Origin of the sequence: Neobacillus sp. SuZ13, assembly GCF_030123365.1 — a bacterium.
GTDB lineage: Bacteria > Bacillota > Bacilli > Bacillales > Cytobacillaceae > Neobacillus.
The window spans coordinates 4,716,775-4,733,292 of sequence record NZ_CP126107.1; the positions used below are offsets into that span (position 1 = coordinate 4,716,775).

12 protein-coding genes and 1 other annotated feature are annotated in these 16,518 nt (G+C 39.6%); of the genes, 2 read left to right on the forward strand and 10 right to left on the reverse strand.

Going from position 1 to position 16,518, the window contains the following annotated elements; translation table 11 throughout:
* Positions 1-52: 52 nt before the first annotated feature.
* The 8 genes from gucD to QNH17_RS23370 all read right to left on the reverse strand — a co-directional run bounded on the left by gucD (position 53) and on the right by QNH17_RS23370 (position 10,026).
* The gene (gucD, locus tag QNH17_RS23335) at positions 53-1,519 is read right to left on the reverse strand and encodes an alpha-ketoglutaric semialdehyde dehydrogenase GucD (RefSeq protein WP_283875427.1); all 1,467 of its coding nucleotides are present in this window, start codon (positions 1,517-1,519) and stop codon (positions 53-55) included.
* A 23-nt stretch (positions 1,520-1,542) separates the two neighbouring features.
* Positions 1,543-2,712: a UxaA family hydrolase gene (locus QNH17_RS23340; protein ID WP_283875428.1), complete on the reverse strand. Its 1,170-nt coding sequence runs from the start codon at positions 2,710-2,712 to the stop codon at positions 1,543-1,545.
* A complete protein-coding gene (locus QNH17_RS23345) occupies positions 2,705-3,004 on the reverse strand; it encodes a UxaA family hydrolase (RefSeq protein WP_283875430.1) in 300 nt (99 codons plus the stop codon). The genes QNH17_RS23340 and QNH17_RS23345 overlap by 8 nt, the downstream gene beginning before the upstream one ends.
* Positions 3,005-3,057: 53 nt before the next feature.
* On the reverse strand, positions 3,058-3,957 hold the full coding sequence (locus QNH17_RS23350; protein WP_283875431.1) for a fumarylacetoacetate hydrolase family protein: 900 nt from the start codon (positions 3,955-3,957) through the stop codon (positions 3,058-3,060).
* Positions 3,958-4,419: 462 nt separating this feature from the next.
* A complete protein-coding gene (locus QNH17_RS23355) occupies positions 4,420-6,330 on the reverse strand; it encodes a sigma 54-interacting transcriptional regulator (protein ID WP_283875432.1) in 1,911 nt (636 codons plus the stop codon).
* A 482-nt stretch (positions 6,331-6,812) separates the two neighbouring features.
* On the reverse strand, positions 6,813-7,706 hold the full coding sequence (locus QNH17_RS23360) for an SH3 domain-containing protein (protein ID WP_283875433.1): 894 nt from the start codon (positions 7,704-7,706) through the stop codon (positions 6,813-6,815).
* A 157-nt stretch (positions 7,707-7,863) separates the two neighbouring features.
* Entirely contained in the window at positions 7,864-8,790 is a 927-nt protein-coding gene (locus QNH17_RS23365; RefSeq protein ID WP_283875435.1) for a response regulator, read from the reverse strand.
* A 6-nt stretch (positions 8,791-8,796) separates the two neighbouring features.
* Complete coding sequence (locus tag QNH17_RS23370) at positions 8,797-10,026, reverse strand: sensor histidine kinase (RefSeq protein WP_283875437.1); 1,230 nt, start codon at positions 10,024-10,026, stop codon at positions 8,797-8,799.
* A 210-nt stretch (positions 10,027-10,236) separates the two neighbouring features.
* On the opposite strand from QNH17_RS23370, the gene QNH17_RS23375 reads away from it, so the two are divergent.
* A complete protein-coding gene (locus QNH17_RS23375; protein ID WP_283875438.1) occupies positions 10,237-11,484 on the forward strand; it encodes a cation:dicarboxylate symporter family transporter in 1,248 nt (415 codons plus the stop codon).
* Between the two features lie 86 nt (positions 11,485-11,570).
* Here QNH17_RS23375 and QNH17_RS23380 read toward each other — a convergent pair whose 3' ends face one another.
* Both QNH17_RS23380 and tyrS read right to left on the reverse strand, forming a co-directional pair.
* Entirely contained in the window at positions 11,571-11,759 is a 189-nt protein-coding gene (locus QNH17_RS23380; RefSeq protein ID WP_283875440.1) for a DUF6954 family protein, read from the reverse strand.
* A gap of 119 nt (positions 11,760-11,878) precedes the next feature.
* Entirely contained in the window at positions 11,879-13,132 is a 1,254-nt protein-coding gene (tyrS, locus tag QNH17_RS23385; RefSeq protein ID WP_283875441.1) for a tyrosine--tRNA ligase, read from the reverse strand.
* A 47-nt stretch (positions 13,133-13,179) separates the two neighbouring features.
* Positions 13,180-13,400 (reverse strand) — a binding site (T-box leader).
* Between the two features lie 145 nt (positions 13,401-13,545).
* On the opposite strand from tyrS, the gene QNH17_RS23390 reads away from it, so the two are divergent.
* Entirely contained in the window at positions 13,546-16,380 is a 2,835-nt protein-coding gene (locus QNH17_RS23390; protein ID WP_283875442.1) for a transglycosylase domain-containing protein, read from the forward strand.
* Positions 16,381-16,518 lie beyond the last annotated feature (138 nt).

Below are 16,518 nucleotides of genomic sequence, written 5' to 3' on the forward strand. Positions count from 1 at the left end.
CCGTCCCCCTAAAATCTAAGAAGATTTTAGGGGTTTAATGGAATCTATCTTTTTATGCTTTTACAAATACTGTTTTGATTGCAGTAAAGAATTCGACCGCAGCCTGGCCCTGCTCACGGGAGTGCGAGCTGGACTGTTTCATGCCGCCGAATGGTGCCTGTAATTCAACACCAGCAGTTTCCGCGTTAATCCGCACAAGTCCGGCCTCGATGTCGTTGATAAACGACATCATGGTGCCGATGTCTTTTGTATAAATAGAGGCACTAAGCCCGTACTCGACATCATTAGCCTGCGTTAACGCTTCCTCAATTGATTCCACTTTAATAAGTGCCAGCACCGGACCAAAAATCTCCTCCTGGGCAATGACCATTCCATTCGTAACCTCATCAAATATGGCAGGCTGGATAAAAAAGCCGTTTTCGCCTCCGTTCTCCGTGTACCGTTCACCGCCGTATATCAATCTTGCACCCTCTGCTTTCCCTTTTTCAATATAAGAGAGAACGGTTTTCATCTGATTCTCACTGGCACATGGTCCCATCCATGAATTGCCTTCCATGCCGTTTCCAATTGTAATTTCTTTGACCTGCTCAAGCAGCTTCTCTTTAAATGCATCGTATACCTCTGCGTGAACGAATACCCGGCTTGTAGCAGTACACTTTTGTCCTGTCGAACGAAGACCGCCGTTAATTGTTCCTTCTACCGCCAAATCTAAATCCGCATCTGCTGTAATAATGACAGGATTTTTCCCGCCCATTTCCAGCTGATATTTTGCTCCACGGGCCAGAGCTGCCTGACCAATTTGTTTCCCAGTGGCATTGGAGCCTGTAAACGTAATGCCGTTTACGTCTGAATGGTTAACGATTGCTGTGCCGACTTCGGATCCAGCCCCTGTAACCATATTGACTACACCTGCTGGGATGCCGGCCTCATGCATACACTCCATAATCTTTGCTGCTGTAACAGCTGCTTCCTGTGCCGGTTTAAACACAATGGTATTCCCATAAATCAAGGCAGGGGCCATCTTCCAAATCGGGATGGCTACCGGAAAATTCCAAGGGGAAATTACACCGATGACTCCAAGCGGAACGCGTGTCGTAAACATTAACGCCTTGCTGTCAGTGGATGGTATCACATCACCCGCTTTACGCATCCCCTCACCAGCATAGTAACGGAGGATGGCAATCCCACGAATTGTCTCACCTTTTGCTTCAGGGAACGTTTTACCCATCTCTCTTGTCATCGTTTCGGCAACCTCTTCAAGCCGCCTTTCCAGACTATTTGCTATTTTATAGAGATAATCACCTCGTTCTGCTCCTGAAAGACGGCGCCACTCTTTTTGCGCTCTCTTGGCTGCATCCACAGCCCTGTCAACATCTTCCCTTGTCGAGCACTGTACGTAGCCGACGATTTCATTTTTATTGGCAGGATTAATAGCTGCGCCGACTTTATTTCTGAGGGATGATACCCATTCACCGTTAATATAGTTAAGATGGGTTTTTACCTGAACTGAAGTGGTCATGAATAAAACTCCTTTCCATATTCCTAAAATGTAGGGCCAATGCGCCAAATACCAAAATCATACTGCTTCAGAATTTCTGCCTTCGTCAGCTTTCCAGAAGCAACAAGCTCAATTTCATCAAAAATATGCTGGCCAACCGACTCTATTGATTCAATGCCTTCGATAATCGCTCCGGCATTCAAATCGATGTTATCTCCCATTCTTTCAAAAATTCCAGTGTTGGTTGCAATTTTTATAACAGGAGCAATAGGTGATCCGGTCGGTGTACCTCTTCCTGTAGTAAACAAAACGATTTGGGCTCCACCAGCCACCATCCCCGTTAGCTGTTCAATATCATGTCCCGGTGTATCCATCCAAACCAGACCTTTTTTGGATGGGACTTGTGCATAATCGATCACTTCTTGTAATGGGCTGCTGCCAGACTTATTGGAAGCACCTAACGATTTTTCTTCGAGAGAACTCAACCCTCCCTTGATATTTCCAGGGCTTGGATTCCCTGTACGGATATCTACTCCCATCATGATGGCCCGATTTTCCATAGCACCGATTACTTCATATACTCGCTTGGCTGTCCTGTCATCGACTGCACGTTGTGCCAATAAATGTTCAGCACCAATTAGTTCTGTCGTTTCGGCTAAAATCGCAGTACCTCCGTGATCAACAAGCATGTCGCTAACGACCCCTACGGCTGGATTGGCTGATAGACCGGAACATGCATCTGAACCGCCGCACTCGGTCCCGATAATGAGCTCACTGAAATCACAGAGTTCCTTCATTTGGGCGGAAGCATCCTGCACCATTTTCACTGCTATTCTAGATCCTTCAGCGATGGCACCAAGTGTTCCATTGTGCTCCTGAATGGAAACCACTTCAACCGGCTTTCCTGTCTTGGCTATCTCTCCTGCAACACTGCGTGCTTGATGGGTTTCACAGCCAAGCCCTAGAACTACCACGCCATAAACATTGGGATTGGCCCCCATTCCTACGTAAGTACGGAATGTTTGATCATAATCTACACCTACCTGTGCACATCCATGCTGATGTATAAAAGAGACCGTGCCTTGCACTAATTCGGTAATTTGTTTTGCTGCCTGGGTTGCACAAGTAATCGTAGGCAAGATTAACACGTGGTTTCTTACCCCTACTTGACCGTTTGGGCGCCTATATCCCCAAAACTTCTTTCCACTATTCAACTTTATCCCCCCGTCCTCTTTTTCCTTCCAGATTGTGAATATGAACATGTTCACCCATATCAATCTTTGTAGTGGCTGAACCAATCACTTCACCATATTTAAGAATATCCTCCCCCTTGGAGATCGACTTGACAGCGAACTTATGCCCGAATTCAATTTTTTCCTTTAATTTAACGTCAAAGCTGTTCCCCTGGCATGTGACCTTGACATGACTCCCTGCTGGAATACCCTCTAAAGCCACAGCCACTTTATCATTCGGCTTCATCATCACCGTTTTAAAAGCTGTACTCATCTTAAATCTCCCCTGCTTTATATTGGACTTCTTATAAATAGTTAGAGAATGGTTTACAAATTGTGTACAACATTTTTTGCAAGATAGACAGTATTTTGTAAAACCCCAATATCAGATATGTCAATTTCTATTTGGTCTCCATCTGCTAACGTAAATTCATTTGGGGGAACAATACATGTGCCTGTCAATAAAACAGTGCCGTTAAAAATCAGATTATCTTTAAGAAGATATGAAACAAGCTCGTCAAATTTCCGCTTTAACTGGCGGGTATTAGCGCTCCCTTCCACCACTTTTTCGCCGTTCCGATAGATTCTGCAGGTAATTTCAAATTGATAAGGATCTAGAACCGCTTCAGATAGAAGAATGGCTGGACCAATAGAACAAGAATTTCTCCAGATTTTTGCCTGGGGTAAATAAAGCGGGTTTTCCCCCTCAATATCACGGCAGCTGAGGTCATTTCCAATGGTATAACCTAAAATTTCTCCCTCGCTATTAATGACAAGCCCTAATTCCGGCTCAGGGATTTGCCACTTAGAATCACTTCGAAGATATAACTTATCATTTGGACCCACTGTCCTTGCGGCTGTGGATTTAAGAAAAATTTCAGGACGTTTGGCATCATAGACCTTGTCATAGACAGTGGTTAAACCGTTTATACCATCAATAGATTCGAAGTTTCTGGCGTCCCTGCTTCTTTCATATGTAACACCAGCCGCCCACACTTCAGGAGCTTCAATCGGAACGAGCAATGATAATTTTTCAAGAGACTGTGATATTGGATCTAAGGTTGAGATAGCGTTTTCAACAAAGTGAAGAAGAGAAGTATCTTGATCTTTTGCTTGCTGAGCTAACTCAAAGAAATCTTTTTGTGGCAGTGAATAGATATGCCCCTCATTTGTTAAAGCAGCAAGAACTGGAACTGACTTTTCATTTAAATAAGAAATAATACGCATATAGTCCTCCTTTTAAATATTAATTACAGCGTTTAAATGGTTGTTTCCCTCCCAATTAAATTTTTCATGCGTTCTCATTAATTTTAAGTGCAAATTTCGTGCCAAAAAGAAAGATGAATTCATTTTTTAAAAAAATAAACACCAAACTACCTATCAAATCAAGGTTTGTCATGCTCTAACAAAAATAACTCCTATTCAGTAAAGAACAAGAAACTATTTAATTTAATTACTTATTCACTTCAAATCTTTCATATTTGAAATTCATATTTCAAATATGAAAGATTGAAGACTAATTTAAAGTATAAAAAAACAAGGGGGTCTGCATGACCTCCCTTGTAAAAAAAATTGTTTCTTTTTTTCTATTCTTCAATAAATCTTTTCGTTCATCTAACAAGTCTCTCCATTTCAACTGTAACAACTTAACCAACGCCTGTATAATAGTTAAATATAAAATGATGCAACTCATTTATGAAAATTCAACTTACGCCAAAGGGTGGTTTTACTTATTCCAAAATCCTTGCAAAGTCTATCCTTGTTTCCATGATAACGCTCAAGAAGCTGCTTCCAGAGCTGATTTTCCATGTCCTCAAATCGATTTGAAATGGCGACTTGTAACTCGTTTTGATTTTGTCCCCCTCTGTCGTAAAGCTTCCCTTTCTTCTCAGCCAACAGCTCACAAATCTTGTGTTCTGTTAACTCTTCACCCTCCTCAGTACTAATGACTAACCTTTCGATGAAGTTTTGCAATTCCCGCGCATTACCAAACCAATCGTAACTTTTTAGACAATCAAAAAGTTGATCCAGCGGCAAAAACAAAACCTTTTGCTCTTTTATACATTCGCTCTTGAAAAAGGATATAGCCATAGGGACGATGTCGTCTTTACGCTGCCTAAGTGGTATTAATTGTAACTCCAATACACTCAGCCGGTAATAAAGATCTTCACGAAAACGCCCCAATCGAACTTCTTCACGCAGCTCCCGGTTCGTAGCACAGATGATCCGAACATCAATCGGAGTTACCCGATCTCCTCCAACACGTCGAACCTCCTTTTCTTGCAATACCCTTAGGAGTTTCGCTTGAAAATTAAGGGAGATTTCCCCTAATTCATCGAGAAATAATGTACCTCCATGGGCTAATTCAAAAAGCCCCATCTTACCTCCCTTCAGTGCCCCTGTAAAAGTACCCTCGACATATCCAAAAAGTTCACTTTCGAGTAGATTTTCACTCAATGCAGCACAGTTAACGGAAACAAAAGGTCCCTTAACCCGCTTACTCTCATTATGAATGCTCTGTGCAAAGAGTTCCTTTCCTGTCCCCGTCTCACCATAAATTAAAACTGTACCGTTAGATTTAGCATACTGTCTGGCTTGTTGAATACATTTGAGCATTTCTGGGCTATCACCCTGAATATCATTGAAGGATTTCTTGGCCACTAATCCTTTTTCATTAAGCCTAGTCCTGATGTTCATTTCTAAATTTTGAATTTCACCAATTTCTTGAAAAATAGCCACTGCTCCATGGAATCTACCATGAATGATAATAGGAATCCGATTACAAACAATCTTCTTTCCATTAATCTTAAGAAGGATATTTTTTTCCTCATCATGTTCGGATAAAACTTTATTCAATAGACTTTCGGGTAAGCACTCAGTTAACTTATTCCCGAGTACCTGGTTTATTGGCACGCCAAATATTCTCTCAGCTGATGCATTATAAACGGTAACCTTCTCGTTATTATCTATTGTAAGAACTGCCTCAGTTGTAAAATTAAGAATCGCTTCAAGTTGCTTTAAACGAGCCTTCTCCTTTTCCATTGATTTTAAAATTGTCGCGGCTTCACTAAGGGCAATTTGAAGGGACATAGGACCCGATTCTAAAAGACATCCATAGATTCCACGCTCTATTGCTTGTTGTGTGGCTACTACATCACCCACTACTGCATCTATTCCCTGTTCTTCAATAAGATGTTTCACCTTCGCAGGTATTTCGTTAGCATCTTGACAGGGCAAAATTTGCAAATCTATGTCCATAATGTTATTAAAATGCTTAGCTTGAAATAAAATATTTAACGTCGTGATAAAGGCGATTTTTTTAAAACCTTGCTCACTTGCCTTACTTAACGCCATTAAAATGTCGACAGACGTAACGGGTATTTCAATGACAGGTAAATCGAATGAATTTCGTAAAGCTTGGGCTGTTCCCCCACGAGAGATGAGGATCTCTACACCTTGATTGATATAAGATCTGATTTCATCAAGATTTTCCTTGAGATTCCCTGGAATAACGGCATAGGGTATATCACAAATTTCATTCATTCTTTCGGCTTGCTCTACTAAGGCTTCATAGGGGGCAATGACGAGTATATTGTTCATTAAGTAGACACCTCTATCTTTTTAAAATAATCTGCGAAATTAAATGCGGCTTTATCTCCCCCATAAACAGGGAGGTGATCAAACCATTCCCCTTGACAAACCTCTCTCTAAAGATTAAAAGATGAGATTTACTAATCACTTAAAATGACGGAATCATTTTAATATCTTTAACTATATTTATAACTTTTTAGTATCGTAAGTTTTGTGTGGAGCTATTTGGATTGTTAGCGATTTCAGTACAATTATACAGAAAAACTGATTAACCGTTCTTTTTGTTAAGTGGTTCGAACTGTTCAAGTTCTCTTTAAACTAGTATAAAGCTCAAAGAAGGTTCTTTGTACTCCTTTATTTTGGACATAAAGAAAAAGCTCAACGCAAACGTTTTCGAGCAAATGAAAAAGCACCACATAGGGTGCTTTCAAATGTTTTTATTCCACTGACAAAAAAACACGAAAAATACTCTGTTTTTTCTCTGTGTAGAATTAGTATTTATTTAGCTCCTTAATCGGAGTTTGAATGATAACTGGATTCTTTTTAGGATTCAACCATTTCAAGATGTTTACAACATTCTTTTGAGAAGTTGAGGTACATCCGAGCGTGTAGCCACTTCCAATGTGGAAGAAGATAGCACTGCCTTTATACGGAGTTCGTTGTGTATTGTAGTTGATAACGAAACCGTAGGTATAAGCTGAGATATTCATGTTTTCAGCACTCTTCCATTGACCTCGTGTTTTACTTCTTGATTGCCAAGTGTTGTAAAGTTTTGAAGTTGGATCATCTACCCAAACATCATCGATTGTGATTTTTCGGTAAGGCATTTTGGTACCCGGATTTCCATAACGTCCAAATGCTGTACCAATTGAATACTTTCCAATTGGAGACTTTTTACCGCCTTCATGCATATTTGCTGCAGAGGCAAATCCATATTTACCAATATGGCCTGTTGTGGTTAAAACAGGAATCCATTTACCTTGGGAATTTCTTTCAAATGTACGAATTTGAGCATTAGGGGTATTGTACCCATTAGAAGTGACAAGAATTAACTGTTTGTTGCTTCCTACTGTCTTTAAACCTGCCGCCAAATTCTTAGGAGGTGCGGGTTTTTTAGTCGTTAGGTATTGATTGGATGCCCAACCTGTTTTACCACCAACAGTTACTCTATCCCAAGACCCTTTAGTTTGTGAAACTTTTACAGCTTGGTTTTTCTTAACAGTTGTTACCACTTTGTAGGTCGTTCCCGGTCCAGTTCTGACATTCAATGCAGTCGCTGTGACATATTTTGTTACGCTTGTCGCAGCATGAACCGGTTTAACCGCATGAAATCCTGTAAATAAAACAAACATTGCAACAAAGATTGCAAATCCTTTTTTAAACATCTACTTCAATTCTCCATTCTAGTCATGATAACTTATTTATTTTTATTATATAACGATTATATCATTCTATTTCAATAGGAATTAAAGCACATTTAAAAGGGCCGTCCTGGCCCTTTTTTGTTTTTGCCAAGAGGAAACTCGTTTGAACGAGAGCAATCTACCTATGGAACAGTCTGTCTTTTGACTCCATTTGCAAAGCATAGAGGAATTTTTTGATGTCGATTCGGGTAGTTGTGGTGTGGTTTTTTCCTTCCAGTTCGAGCATCTTCATTCTTACTTGGGTGTAGTCAAACAATTTGGATGAGTAGTACTCAAATGTTGGGTTGGCATAATCGGTTAATCCCAGTGAAGCAAGATGCTCGAGCACCTGTTGGAGGATACGGCGGATCCGTTGTTCCACAGCCTTAGCTTCTTTTCTTACTTCCTCCGGAGAGACAGACGAACCAAGCCGCTTTTTAGCCGCTTGCTCATAAAGATCCTTCATAGGCGGGAGCTCCCGATTTCCCTCCATATCCCATTGATGTAAAATTTCTAGAAGATCCAGCAAATCCTTTTCACCGTTTTTGCCAACAATTCCAAGTTCAAGCAAGATGCTTTTGGCAGAGGACGGAAACAAAGGTTGTTTACTTGAGAGAGTGTTCTCAAACAGCCGTTTTTTTGTATTATGCGTATTTAAAAAGCTTAATGACTTTTGAATGTTATGAAGTGATTTTTCCAGTAAAAGATAGTCACTTACTTTCTTAATGACACTTACCACCTCAAGCCGGTTAATCGGCTTTGTGATATAATGCTCGACACCTAGGGAATACGCTTCACTAATCATATCCTTCGTTTCGACTTGGGAGATCATGATGATTTTTCCCCGAAAGGAGGGAGCAATTTCTCTGACAGTCTCAATCCCGTCCCTGATGGGCATGAGCAGGTCAATCATTAGAATATCAACTTCCTGTATATCGAGGGTATGTGCATCTACCTCAGACCCGTCAGCTGCATCCCCCACAACCGAGCCCAATCCCTCTTCTTCAATAATATTGGATAACATCCCTCTGATAGTTGGGGTATCATCGACAATAAAAAATTTCACTGTAAATCACCCCTTTTTCGTTAAATTCACAACCGGAAGCTGAACTTCAAAGGTGGTTCCTTTTTCTTTTGAAGACTCAATCAAGTTAATTTTGCCATCAAGATCTTCAATGACATTTTTTGTGTAGGATAAACCAATTCCATTAGAAGCGATTCCGGCTTGGTCAAATTTCGTCGTAAAGCCTGGTTCAAAAATATACACTTTGTTTTTGTTAGAAATCCCGTTTCCATTATCCTTTATAGTTATTTTGACTAGGTCTTGAACCTTTTCAACCGTTATCACAATCTGCCCCTCTTGATTGATAGCTTCCACAGCATTGGCGACAAGATTATTAATTAGGGAAAGGAGGATAAAAGTGCGGTACTCCGGATGTTCACCGGAAATTCTTACTTGGAAATCAATCGTTTTCCCAAGCAACTCACTATAATTTTTATTCGAGATGGTTGCAACAAAAATGATTTCCTGAATGTTCATAAAATCATCTAATTTTTCTTTGGCCATTAATTTGGACAAACCGGCATATATACGTTGATTATCTTTTTTAATCTCGTGTAATTCCCCGGCGATTTTCAGCATCGCTTGCGCTTGTTTCTGATTGTTTAGAGCTTTCAAATCACGATAAATTGCATAGCAGGCGCTGGTTAACTTCTCCGCATCTTTCGCTGATTTTTCCAATTGAAACATTTCTACATACAAATTTGAGACTAATAGTAAAACCTCTTCGGTCCGCTTTTTTTGCTGCTCTTCAGCCAACCTAGTTTCCCGTACTAAGATGGTATTGAAAAAACCAAGGACAAAGAAACTGCGGATGATCGCTACCCCTATAATAATTAAGAAGCTCGAAGTTGTCATTTTCATATCGGTTGTAAAATGGCGAATGGTCATTTCGGTAACATTCCCCATGATTTCGAGCCCCATGCCAAGCAGACCAATGAGAAGCGGCCGATGATACAATTTCTTTACCTTGAAAATATGGAAAAACATGCCGAAGACCATGTAATAAAAAAACACGGGAAAATGGATAGGGAAATCGAATGAGCCAACCTGTAATTTGTCCAGAATCATCCGAAAACAAACAACGGCACTTCCCGTTAAAAAGCCGGCTAAAACGGGATGGATTTTTCGTGACCATAACAAAATGAAGAAGAATACAGTCGTACTCATGCTGAATCTTAAATCAGCTCCGTTTAGGGGGTAAAACTTTAATTCTCCAGTAATGGGCACAGCAATCATCATAAATAAATACGCTAATAATTTATCGCGAATACAATTACTCCCTTTCTATTGTAAAAAAAATATTATCAATTTTAAAAATATTTTTAATCATTTTTGTAGTTTTTTGTAGTTTATCGTAGTACTACAAGTATGATGAAAACGTTGGTAACGTTTACAAACTATATTCTACTATAATACTATCAAAAAAAGGGATCGATGGGAGAGAAGCGAGTGAAAAAAATTAGTTTAGCATGGCAAATTTTTATTGGTTTAATTCTTGGGATTATTGTGGGTGCCATATTTTACGGAAATCCACATATTGAGGAATTTTTACAGCCGATTGGAAACATCTTTTTACGATTAATTAAAATGATTGTCGTCCCGATTGTTATTTCATGCCTTGTTGTCGGCGTGGCAGGTACGGGCGATATGAAATCGTTAGGGAAGCTCGGCGGAAAAACGCTCCTTTATTTTGAAATTATTACAACAATCGCAATCATTGTTGGGTTATTAATCGCCAATGTTTTCCATCCGGGTACAGGCGTGGACCGTTCACAACTCGTTAAATCGGACATCAGCTCCTATGTAACGACTGAAAAAGCAACGGAGTCACACTCCCATATTGATACAATTGTGAATATCGTACCGACTAATGTGGTGCAGGCGTTCGCAAATGGGGACATGCTGGCCATTATTTTCTTCTCCGTAATGTTTGGACTTGGCGTTGCGGCAATCGGTGAAAAAGGCAAGCCGATTATCGCGTTTTTTAGGGGTACAGCTGATGCGATGTTCTATGTAACCAATCAAATTATGAAGATTGCTCCCTTTGGGGTGTTTGCCTTAATTGGGGTTACGGTTTCAAAATTTGGGTTGGAATCATTAATACCGCTTGGAAAATTGGTTATGACCGTTTATGGCGCAATGATATTCTTTATTATTGTCATTCTTGGCATCGTTGCGAAAATAGCCGGCTATAATATTTTTAAGCTATTAGCTTACTTGAAAGACGAATTAATTTTAGGGTATTCCACAGCAAGTTCGGAAACCGTCCTTCCGAAAATTATGGAAAAAATGGAGCGAATCGGCTGTCCGAAAGGGATTACTTCTTTCGTGATTCCGACTGGCTATTCCTTTAATCTCGATGGTTCAACCTTGTACCAGGCGATTGCAGCACTGTTCATCGCTCAAATGTATGGCATTCATATGAGCATTGGACAACAGATTACATTAGTCCTTATTTTAATGATTACCTCAAAAGGGATTGCAGGTGTTCCTGGTGTTTCAATTGTCGTCCTGCTTTCAACCTTAGGAAGTGTCGGTATTCCAGTCGAGGGCTTGGCGTTTATTTTAGGCGTAGACAGGCTGCTGGACATGGCCCGTACATGTGTAAACATTGTTGGTAACTCACTAGCTGCTATTGTAATCACAAAATGGGAAGGTCATAAAGTCAAAGAACACATCGAAGAACAAGCTGCATAAGCTGTCCTATTGGAAAAGGCACAACTAGTGAATAATAGCTAGTTGTGCCTTTTTGGTTTTTATAGTTGTTGGTACAGGATCTTTTTCTATCGTCGATTGACCCAATGGATTGATTTCCGATATAAATACGATAGTATGATATAGATAACGATGACAATAGCAGCAGTCCAAAGTCTTTCTTGTAAAACCCCGTCTGCGAATAACACAGGACCTAATCCGAAAAATGTAACTAATGCGATGAGAATGATAAATAGGAAGTGCAATAAAAATTTCACTCAATTCACCCCCGGAATGCTCTTTTCTTTGTATATTAGACGAATGTATTTAACACCTTGTTACAGGAATTTAGTTATAAGCAAAAAAAGGGCTTTGATTACTCCAAAGCCCCTTTTTATTAATAATTTATTAATGTGTATTTCTTTTTTCCTCGTCTAATAATCGTAAACTGCCCTTCAATCCGATCTGTTTCCGTTAGAGCATAAGTTGTGTCAGTGATTTTTTGACCATTAACTGTGACGGCACCATTTGCGATGTCTTCCCGTGCTTGACGCTTAGATGGAGAAATTTTCGCTGCAACCAATAGATCGACCAAATTCTCCTCATTTTGTGAAGTATATGCTGGTACATCTTTAAAGCCCTGCGCAATTTCCGCCGCTGAAAGACTGCTTACATCCCCACTAAATAACGCTTGAGAGATTTTAATCGCCTGTTGTAAAGAATTCTCTCCATGTATTAACCGTGTCATCTCTTCAGCTAATACCTTTTGTGCTTTACGAAGATGAGGCTCTTCCTGAACAGCTTTTTCTAATTGTTCAATTTCCTCGTGCGAAAGGAATGTGAAAATCTTTAAGTATTTAACAACATCGGCATCCGCTGTATTAATCCAGAACTGGTAGAACTCATAAGGTGTTGTTTTTTCAGGATCTAACCAAATCGCACCGCTTTCCGTTTTCCCAAACTTTGTACCGTCTGCTTTTGTCACAAGTGGAATCGTTAACCCATATGCCTTCGAGCCTTCTGGCTGAACTTTACGGATTAATTCCAACCCTGTAGTGATATTCCCCCACTGGTCACTTCCTCCGATTTGCAATTTACAATTGTGATGCTCATATAAATGAAGGAAATCCATTGCTTGTAAAATGGTGTATGTGAATTCTGTGAATGAAATACCTGTCTCAAGACGGTTGGCAATGGTGTCTTTAGCAAGCATATAATTCACACCGATATGTTTACCAATATCACGCAAGAAGGTAACAACATCCATAGAACCTGCCCAATCATAGTTATTAACCATGATAGCCCCATTTTCGCCTTCAAATTGGAAAATAGATTCAAGCTGCTTCTTAATACCCGCTACGTTATCTTGAACAGTTTCAAGAGTCTGCAGCTTTCGTTCTTCACTTTTTCCACTTGGGTCACCAATTAATCCTGTGGCTCCGCCAACTAATACAATCGGACGATGTCCGTGTTGTTGAAATCGTCTTAGTGTTAAGAATGGCAGTAAATGGCCAATGTGCATACTATCTGCGGTTGGGTCAACCCCGCAATATAAGGAAATTGGCTCCTTACTTAATGTATCCTTCAAACCTTCTTCATCGGTTTGCTGATAGATAATCCCTCTCCATGCTAAATCTTGTAATAGTTCCATAAATATTTCCTCCAATTTTGTAAAAAATAAAAACGCCCCTGCATAAATGCAGGGACGTAAAAATTACGCGGTACCACCCAGCTTGAGGAATAGTTCCTCCAACTCAAAAAATTAACGGTTAAGACCGTTCTCCGCTACTAGCAATCAATTTTCACAGAGAAAGCTCCAGGACGTAATTCATTCTTCTATTTGTATCAGCTTACACCACCGCTGACTCTCTTCAAACAGGGATAGAAGAACTACAGTTGGTTCCCTTCACAGCATACTTATTAAATTAATGTATAGCTTTTTTTACCATAATTATAGTTCCTTGTCAACATAACTGGAAATTTCAGATAAATGTAGAACTTTGTCAGTTTTTATACCTTTGATATGCTATAATGTATGTGATTTTAGATGAGGTGATACTATAGATGGTTGAAAAATTACAAGCCTGGATCGAAAAAGCAAAGTCCGTACTGAATATATTTACCCATAGAAAAACGGTTAAAAGTGCACGAATCACATATCAAGTCGTTTGGAATCTGTTTCTCCTTGTACTAACAGTGGTAATTCTAGGTGGATCATTTGCTACAGGTGTCGGTGCTGGTTATTTTGCCTCACTTGTTAAAGATGAACCTGTCCGTTCCTATGATAGCATGAAAAAGGATATTTATAACTACACAGAAACCTCTGCGTTATATTTTGCCGATAATAAATATCTTGGAAAACTCCGTACAGATTTAGAACGGGAAGAAGTAAAACTAGACGATGTATCCGATTATTTGGTAAACGCAGTTGTTGCAACAGAAGACGAATACTTCTACAAACATAAAGGTGTCGTACCAAAAGCCGTATTTCGGGCTGTCTTCCAAGAAGTGACAAATTCCGCAGTTCAATCCGGCGGCAGTACACTAACACAGCAATTAATAAAAAATCAAATCTTAACTAATGAAGTTTCATTTCAAAGAAAAGCGAGTGAGATTTTACTTGCCCTTCGGTTAGAGAAATTTTTTGATAAAAAAGAAATTTTGGAAGCCTATTTGAACGTTTCTACGTTAGGGAGAAATTCGTCTGGACGAAATATTGCTGGTGTTCAAGCAGCAGCAAAAGGAATTTTTGGTAAAAAGGCAAGTGATTTAACATTACCACAAGCGGCCTTCATTGCCGGATTGCCTCAAAGCCCATTCGGATATACGCCTTTCACAAGAGAAGGTACGATAAAAGAACCAAAATATCTTGAACCAGGTCTTACACGGATGAAAACTGTCTTAAAGAGAATGTTTGACGGTGGTTATATTACTCAAAAGCAATATGCTGAGGCTTCTGCCTACGATATTAAAAAGGATTTTATCAAACCCGTTCCAAATCCACTGGAAAAATACCCGTGGCTAACGATTGAAATTGAAAAGCGTTCTATTGAGGTTTTAACTACTGTTTTAGCAAAAGATGATGGGATTTCAGAAAAAGAGTTAAAGAACGATGATAATCTAGCCTACAAATATCAAATCTTAGCTAGAAATGCTTTGCGTCAGAATGGATACCAGATCCATTCGACAATTGACAAAAAAATCTATGATGCCATGCAAAAGGTAAAAGATAATTATCAATATTACGGACCTGATAAACCTCAGGAAAAAAAGGATCCTGAAACTGGTGAAGTTAAAACGGTTATGGAACCCGCCGAGGTTGGAGCAGAATTGATTGAAAATAAAACTGGAAAGATTATAAGTTTTGTGGCTGGAAGGAATTATGATGATCAACAGCTTAATCATGCAACCAGTGCAATTAGACAAAACGGTTCAACTATGAAACCACTTCTAGTCTACGCTCCAGCGATTGAGTTAGGAAAAGTAGCTCCAGGCACACCACTTCCAAACGTAGCGTTAGCTTTAGCGCCCGGCAGAAGTGATCCATGGCCGCAAAACTATGACTATCGCTACAGTGGACTGGTTTCAGCAAGATATGCCCTGGCGAAGTCCTATAATGTTCCAGCTGTTAAACTTTACAAGAGTATCGTTGAACAGCGTCCTGCCAAGTATCTTGAAAAAATGGGATTTACCTCTTTAAGAAAAGATGATTATACAAATCTAGCTACTTCGATTGGCTCAATGACAAATGGGGTAACGATTGAAGAAAATACAAATGCATTCAGCACCTTTGCTAACGAGGGAAAATTTGTTGATGCCTATATGATTGATAAAATTGTTGATAAAAACGGCAAGGTCATCTATCAGCATCAAGTAACACCTGTTAAAGTCTTTAAACCGCAAACAGCTTATTTAACCATTGATATGATGCGAGACGTTGTTAAAATGGGGACGGCTGCAGGTGTTAGAAGCCAATTAAACTTTAGCAGCGACTGGGCAGGGAAAACAGGGACAGGAAATCAATATATTGACTCCTGGTTTGTTGCTTCAAACCCTAATGTCACCTTTGGTCTTTGGAGAGGATATGATACACCAAAATCGCTCCAGACATCTGGAATGTCATATAGTGCACGGACCAATAACTTATGGGCAAAGTTAATGAACGCTGCCTATAAAATTAGACCAGATTTAATTGATCCAGACAAGTCATTTAAAATGCCAAAAGGAATCGTGAAACGCTCCTATTGTGCTGTTTCAGGAATGCTTCCTTCTGAAGCTTGTTCAAAAGCGGGCTTAATCGAAAGTGATTACTTTAATGTGAATAATGTACCTACAAAAGTAGACGATAGCTTAATTGAAGCAAACTATGTCACGGTAGGTGACAAAAAATATTTAGCCTTAGACTCAACACCAAAAGAGTTTTCCCAATTTGGTCTCGTATTAAATCCTGATTTTATCAAACGAATTGTTGGAAGTAACTTCCATAATTATAGTCAACTGATTCCACAGAAGGATCGTTGGGGAAAAATTCTTGTTTCAACCGCAAGAATGTCCGATAACGGAAAAAGCCCTGCTAGTGTTAGCGTAACAGCAAAAGGAAATTCCTTATCATGGTCAGCCTCAGAGGATAAGGATGTCGTTGGTTACCGCATCTATCAAGGTGGGGTAAGCGCTAAAAAAGTAGGAAGTGTAGTAAATGGTTCTAAGCGTTCATTTAAAGTGGGGACTGGATCTTTCTATGTAACAGCAGTTGATATAGCCGGTAAGGAGTCTGCTCCATCGAATTTAGTCGATGCAGGTGTGATCATACCAACGGTTCCAACTAATCCTGTCGTACCGAATGACCCTAACGTTCCAACTCAGCCAAATCAACCGACAGATCCAGCAACAACCCCATAAAGCCAAAAACCCGCATCGAAATTGATTGTTTCGATGTGGGTTTCTTTTTTTAGAATGATTCCACATTCATTTACCCAGAATTTATAAAGTTGAGTGTGAAATGTAATGAATTCCAGAAGAATTGATTTTATCGGCCAC